Consider the following 5,795-nt stretch of genomic DNA (forward strand, 5'->3'; position numbering starts at 1 on the left):
TAATATTAGGTTGTGTTTTTTGTGAACAAAAGTGGGATGATGGGTTATATGCAACGTTATCAGCATTACAACTGGTGCAAAGGAGAGTTGGCAAAATCAAAAATGGTAACAACACAATATTTTTCATAGTCTATCCATCAAAACCATCACACATTGAGTCCACATCAATAGGGTATTGCTTTTGATTTGCAAGATATGATGGAAAATGCATGGTTTTTGTCATAGCATAAGTTCCGTTCGTCGTCATTGTATAAATTTTATTTTTATTATATTTAAAAATTAAATCATATTCAATTTTGTTTTCATTGATCATAACAAATCTCACCAAATCATCTGATAAAATCACTCGATTTATCGAATCTTTTAGAATTAATTCGCCACAACTACTCTCTAGAACCATTGTATCGCTTTTTGTATCAACAAAGGGGATTATCGCACTGCACATGCAGTAAGAATCGAAGCCACCAACATACCTTCCATCAATTCGTTCCAAACCACTTAGTTTGTTATCCGCCAAATTGGTTAGGTAATCTTGATGACGGTGTAAAAATTTTAATCTATTTTGATTCTCTATGGTATAACACCGCTGTCTTTCTTCCACCCGAATGTTCCCATCACAAACCTCTGATGTTTTTTTATTCCAATCACGTTGATTTTCTTGCAAGGCAACTTTTAATTTTCCTGATAGGCTATCACTTAGTTTTGAGTAAACATGATGAACCTCATCAATATCAATATTCGATTGATGACTCGCTTCAACACTTTTGTTTTTATTAGGCTGAATTTTTTCTTGACCACTGTTACAGGCGGATAGGGTTATAACGGTTAAGAAAATGATCATTTTTCTATAGTTTCTCATAAATTTTTACCATCATAAATTTAAGAATTTAACCTTGTTTTTTATTAATATTAAACAAGGTTAATTTGAAATAAAATTTTACCAAATATTGTTTATAATTTAATTAATGCAACCATCAATAAAATCCTTCACAATTTTTTCATTAAAGTCATTTAATATAACATTTTCATTATCAGTAATGTTATAAATATTATTTTTATTTTTGTCTATTTTTAACCAGCCAATCGTTACATCATTACCTTCTTGGGAATTGTCTTTCATATAAACTCTAATTGATTGCATATCAAAATCTCCATCGCTAAGTTCTGAATAAATGTTAACATTAGTATCTGTGTCATTAAAGACTTGTTTAACAAATGTGTTTAATTCGGATTTGCAGTAGTCAATTTGATTGGTTTGCTTAATATTTTTACAACCAATCAGTGCTATAAAAAATAATAAAACATATATAGATTTGTAAAACATTTTTATCTCTACCTTGTTAAAGCTTATTTACAATTCTTGCACGAATTTGTGATAATTTATCTCTGTATATTTGTTGAGCCTTTGCGTCTGTAGAATACCACCTAGCATAATTTCCATGATATTTTTTGATATATCTTGCAAGGTAAGTCATTCCCACTAGTACACTATCGACACACACAAATCTCTTCTTTGAGTTGGTTACTTGAGCATTACCCCCTTGCTTGCTTAATCCAGCATTTTCATAAGCCGACCAAATTCCAGTAGGCGGTGAAATAAATAACTGACTATCCCAACCATAGTAAGGCGGACTTCCATGAGCTTCCATGCCTGGTGTGCCACAGTATTTATATTGCTCAGAATCAAAATGTCTAGTTTCAGCTCGGTACATTTTTTCAACAATCACCGCAATATCTTTTCCATGTTCCTGAAAAATCTTGATGAGAGCATCTCTTGCATCACTTTCAGAAAATGTTTTTTTACCAGCAATTTGATTACTAACAACTGGCAAGGGCTTAATAAAAGTTGCCCTATATCCCTCCAATAATATATCTAAGGGGTCAGCTAGGTCGGTTCTTCTTTGATAGATATTGTTTGGGTTGCGTAAATTATCCGCTCTATCCAAAGAATGTCCTTTTCCAGTAAAATATTCAAAATGTAGCATTGAGATGTTTTTGTTATTAGCTATTGTTACAGGTTTGCCATTGTTAATAAGCACCCCTGTTACGCCCAAAACCTCACCTTGCTGTATGGTTTCACCTATTCTTTTTTTAAGATGCTCTACTGACTTAGGGTCAAGCTCACCATATCTGATTATAAATTTCCTGCCATCTTCTGTTGTGTGACTGATGGTAACTGCATCGGTTTCATAGTAAAAACTTTTCACGTCAAGGATTTTTCCTGGTGCTATACTAACCACCTCACTGCCTGGTTTGGCACTAGCATCAGCGTTTTGTGCTCGTGTATATAAGTCTCGCCCAGCGTGTTTTCTGCGCCCCCCATTTCGATTCCAATTAAATACCGTTTGGCTAGCCCCCTTTTCGCCAAGTTTTTTTCTCCAATCAAAGTTGGCGTAAGGTTTACCTGGGTCATTTAAAGGCTGTTCCATCAAAGGGAATATAATAGGAGGCTTAGCTCTTTCAACCACCACCTTCGGTGTCCCACCCTCTTGACTTCTTTGGTTTTGTTCGGTTGTTTGTATGGGTTTTATTTCTGTTGGTTTTGGTGCTTGGGATGGTGTTTGGGTTTGGGATGGTTTGTCATTAAACAATCCTGATACAGCGTCTAATGCATCGTCTTTGACTTTGCCCGCTGTTTGACTGACCACATCAACACCCTCATTGAAGATTTTTGATCCATAGTCAATGGTTTGTTCGAATTTATCTTGTATCGGTTGGGTTTTTTGGTCTAGCCAGTCCATACCATCACCAAAAACCTCTTGTACTTTGTCTAGTATACCACCACTTTGGCCACTTGTGGAAGGGGCTTGAGTTGGCACAGGTTGTGATGATGGTTTTGTGGCAGGTTGTGCAGGCTTAGGCGTGTTGGGCAGACCTGTCTTGATGTATTTGCCTGCCTGTATTTTGTTGGGGTCGGTAATGCCATTTAGGCGTTGTAAGTCAGAGATGGACTTGCCACTACGCTGGGCAATACTACCCAAAGTGTCGCCTTTTTCTATTTGATAATTTGAGGTGGTGATTTTGGGTTTGGTATAGGGATTGGTTTGGGTGTTTTTGGTTGTTTGTGTTTTGGTGCCTGCACTTGCATCAGAATCTTGTAAACCACTGTTTTTGGGTGGCACTTTTAAAACCCAGCCCACTTGAATTTTGTTAGGGTCTTTGATTTTGTCTTTGTTAAGATGATGTAGGATTTGCAAAGTTGTGCTGTATTGCTTGGCAATACCCTCTAGGGTTTCGCCTTTTTTGACTGTGTGGGTTTTACGGCGATAATCACCTTGTGTACCTTGTCTTGGCTGTAGTGTGATGGTTTGTTTATAGCATGGTGCTTGTACTCTGGCAATATAGGCATTGCTTTGATTGGGCTTTTGAACAATGATGCGAGCAGATAAGGTGGTCATCGCACCTGTTTTTGGGTCTTTTACTGCGATGTCAAGTACACTTCCAATACGACGTCTCATCCATACGCCATACCCTCCACCATCAGAGTTGCCGGCACTGATGGTGCGCCCATTTTCACGGATTTCGTGGTAGAGATTGGGCATGGGCTCATTGCACAAATCGTGAAAGAGGATGCGAAGGAGGGTGGTGGGCATAGTTGTTCTCCGAGTTGGTTCAATAATATTGTTCTGACCTTTGTGATATTAGTCTTTGTATATTTCTTGTCTTAACCTCTTCCTTAACTGCGATAAATCTTTGGATTGACAATATTGCATAACCTTTTTATTAGTGGATTTTTGCCAGCCTATATCTTGGAACTGGTATGCGTCGTAATTTTGTCCGTTTGACGTGCAGCAGGCATAGTGACCAACTAAAGCCTTGCATTGCAGATTATCTATAAAAGCTTCCTCGATATCAGATTGGGGTAAAAAATTTACAATATCGACATAATTAAGATACGATTTTTCGCCTGTGTGTGGAAGTTTTTGAAATACTGCATCAACACCATTTATGCCCATATCAAAGTATACTTTCTCTTTATTTGCCAAAATAATATTTGATTGTTTTGGCATCCAAAATACGGATAAACTTGATGGATTGGGAAATTTTGTATTATTATCATAAAGTTCTATCGCTCCGTTATCTCTAATCCCAACCAAAAAAATACCATCTTTCACAACATATAATTCGTTTGGATTTTTTGAATTTAATAACATATCGAACTCCCCATAGTGATGTATTAGGTAATTGTCATAGCGACTATTACCATTCACAATCATATTCTCATCATTAATTTTTTTAATGATTTCCTGATTTAATCCAATACTATTTAAATCTGCCTGATCTGCATAATGCAATAAAGATATATTTTCATAATTTCTGCAACTCACCAATAATAAAAACACACCAACAATAAACAAAGATTTTATCATAAAAACACTCACTACTTCTTGGTGGTACAAATTTTCCAAACCTCTCTTTGTGGAGACATACCTTGAGAATTAGTCTCACTCCAATTAGAGCCATTGTATTTTTGAACCAACTTTTCCCAATCAATAAGTTGTCTACAACGAGTATAGCCCTGTACAGAAGTTAATTTTGTAGTTGGTCTTAACTCGCCCAGTTGCACAAAATATTGATAGTCTTTCTGTAATTCGCCATCTAAAGCACTACTAATACCAATTGCACCATTAGCTGCACCTATTCCCGCACTAATGATGCCTCCATTAGTATTGCTCATACCTCTGGTTCCTGCCGTTACTGCAGCATCGGCACCCCTATCTTGAGCATTTGATTTTTGATCTGCGTCCCACCATTCCATAAACTTGCTCCACCAAGAATCATCACTCCCAAGCCACTCACACTCTTCATCTTCATCAGGATTGCAAGCAACATTCTCTGGATCGCCATCAAAATCTGTTTCGACCAACTCCAAGCCCCAATCGGCATCTTTAAAACCAATAAAGATATCAATTTCTTCTTGATCCTCAGACATGATGGTGCCGGTTCGACCATGCTCATCCAAGACTCCTTCAATAAGCTGACCTGAGCCAAGATGAGCAACATATTCAATCTCATCAAAGCTATATTGATGAAACAAGTCATACACATCCACTTTATTGCTAAAAGGCTTGACAACATGGGGCAAAACCGGCAACCTAAACGGCACCCTCTCACCCCCTTCCATCACCTTCTCATTGCTCTTGACTCTAAACACCCCAGGTGTTGTGATAAACACGCCTTGTTCGTTCATTTTAAACTCAGAACCACAGATGTTAATGGATAATTGAGTGGGGCTTGTGATTTGAATTTTGCCTTCTGTTGAGATAATCTCTATGTTGTCTTTGGCGATGTGTTTGATTTGACCATCTTGAGCTTGTAGTTCTATGTCGTCTTTGGCGGTGTAGTGTTTAATGCCTCCTGTTTGGACAAAGACTCTGATGCCGTTTTGGACGGTTAGGTTGTATTTTGAGGTGGTGGCAAGGCTTAGGTCTTTGTTTGTGGTGATGGCAAGGTTGTTGTCGGTGGTGATGTGGATGTTTTGTTTGGCAGTCAAGGTCATGCCCGCCAGTGAGCTAAGGACGATGTGTGGGTTTGATAGCTCTGGATGACTTAGGGTGTCATCTGAGTCGTCATCGTGGTGATTGGCATGGTCTACGCCCTCCCCTGTCATGCTTGTGTTAAGCTCATCTAAGGTGGGCATGAGCGTGTCATCCAAGGCTCGCTCTTCGCATTGTGCTTGGATGCTACTTTGTATGAGTGATGAGTGGGTGCTTGTGGCATTCTGTAGCTGAGCTGTGGTCTCTTTAATGTCTTTGATGTGACTTGTGGCATGTGGCCTCCCATGCGTGGTAATC

General features: G+C 38.2%; 5 protein-coding genes. All 5 read right to left on the bottom strand.

The genetic code is table 11. The features are described from left to right. Positions 1-130: 130 nt before the first annotated feature. Positions 131-859, bottom strand: coding sequence for a hypothetical protein (locus B5J93_RS08115; RefSeq protein ID WP_079325942.1), 729 nt, complete (start codon positions 857-859; stop codon positions 131-133). Positions 860-958: 99 nt separating this feature from the next. Continuing rightward, positions 959-1,324 (bottom strand): hypothetical protein, encoded by a 366-nt coding sequence (locus B5J93_RS08120; protein ID WP_079325943.1) that lies wholly within the window; start codon positions 1,322-1,324, stop codon positions 959-961. Positions 1,325-1,340: 16 nt separating this feature from the next. Continuing rightward, the gene (locus B5J93_RS08125; protein ID WP_079325944.1) at positions 1,341-3,593 is read right to left on the bottom strand and encodes a LysM peptidoglycan-binding domain-containing protein; all 2,253 of its coding nucleotides are present in this window, start codon (positions 3,591-3,593) and stop codon (positions 1,341-1,343) included. 48 nt (positions 3,594-3,641) lie between these two features. Next, positions 3,642-4,370: a hypothetical protein gene (locus B5J93_RS08130; protein WP_079325945.1), complete on the bottom strand. Its 729-nt coding sequence runs from the start codon at positions 4,368-4,370 to the stop codon at positions 3,642-3,644. Positions 4,371-4,381: 11 nt separating this feature from the next. Further along, positions 4,382-5,795 (bottom strand): DUF2345 domain-containing protein (locus B5J93_RS08135; RefSeq protein WP_143823514.1); only part of this gene is annotated, 1,414 nt, incomplete at its 5' end.

The sequence above is a fragment of the Moraxella equi genome, assembly GCF_002027555.1.
Taxonomy (GTDB): Bacteria; Pseudomonadota; Gammaproteobacteria; order Pseudomonadales; family Moraxellaceae; genus Moraxella; species Moraxella equi.

Bases quoted from the DNA above. Each gene is read 5' to 3' on its own strand.
- B5J93_RS08120 (WP_079325943.1), bottom strand. From the start codon at position 1,324: ATGTTTTACAAATCTATATATGTTTTATTATTTTTTATAGCACTGATT.
- B5J93_RS08115 (WP_079325942.1), bottom strand. From the start codon at position 859: ATGAGAAACTATAGAAAAATGATCATTTTCTTAACCGTTATAACCCTA.
- B5J93_RS08130 (WP_079325945.1), bottom strand. From the start codon at position 4,370: ATGATAAAATCTTTGTTTATTGTTGGTGTGTTTTTATTATTGGTGAGT.
- B5J93_RS08125 (WP_079325944.1), bottom strand. From the start codon at position 3,593: ATGCCCACCACCCTCCTTCGCATCCTCTTTCACGATTTGTGCAATGAG.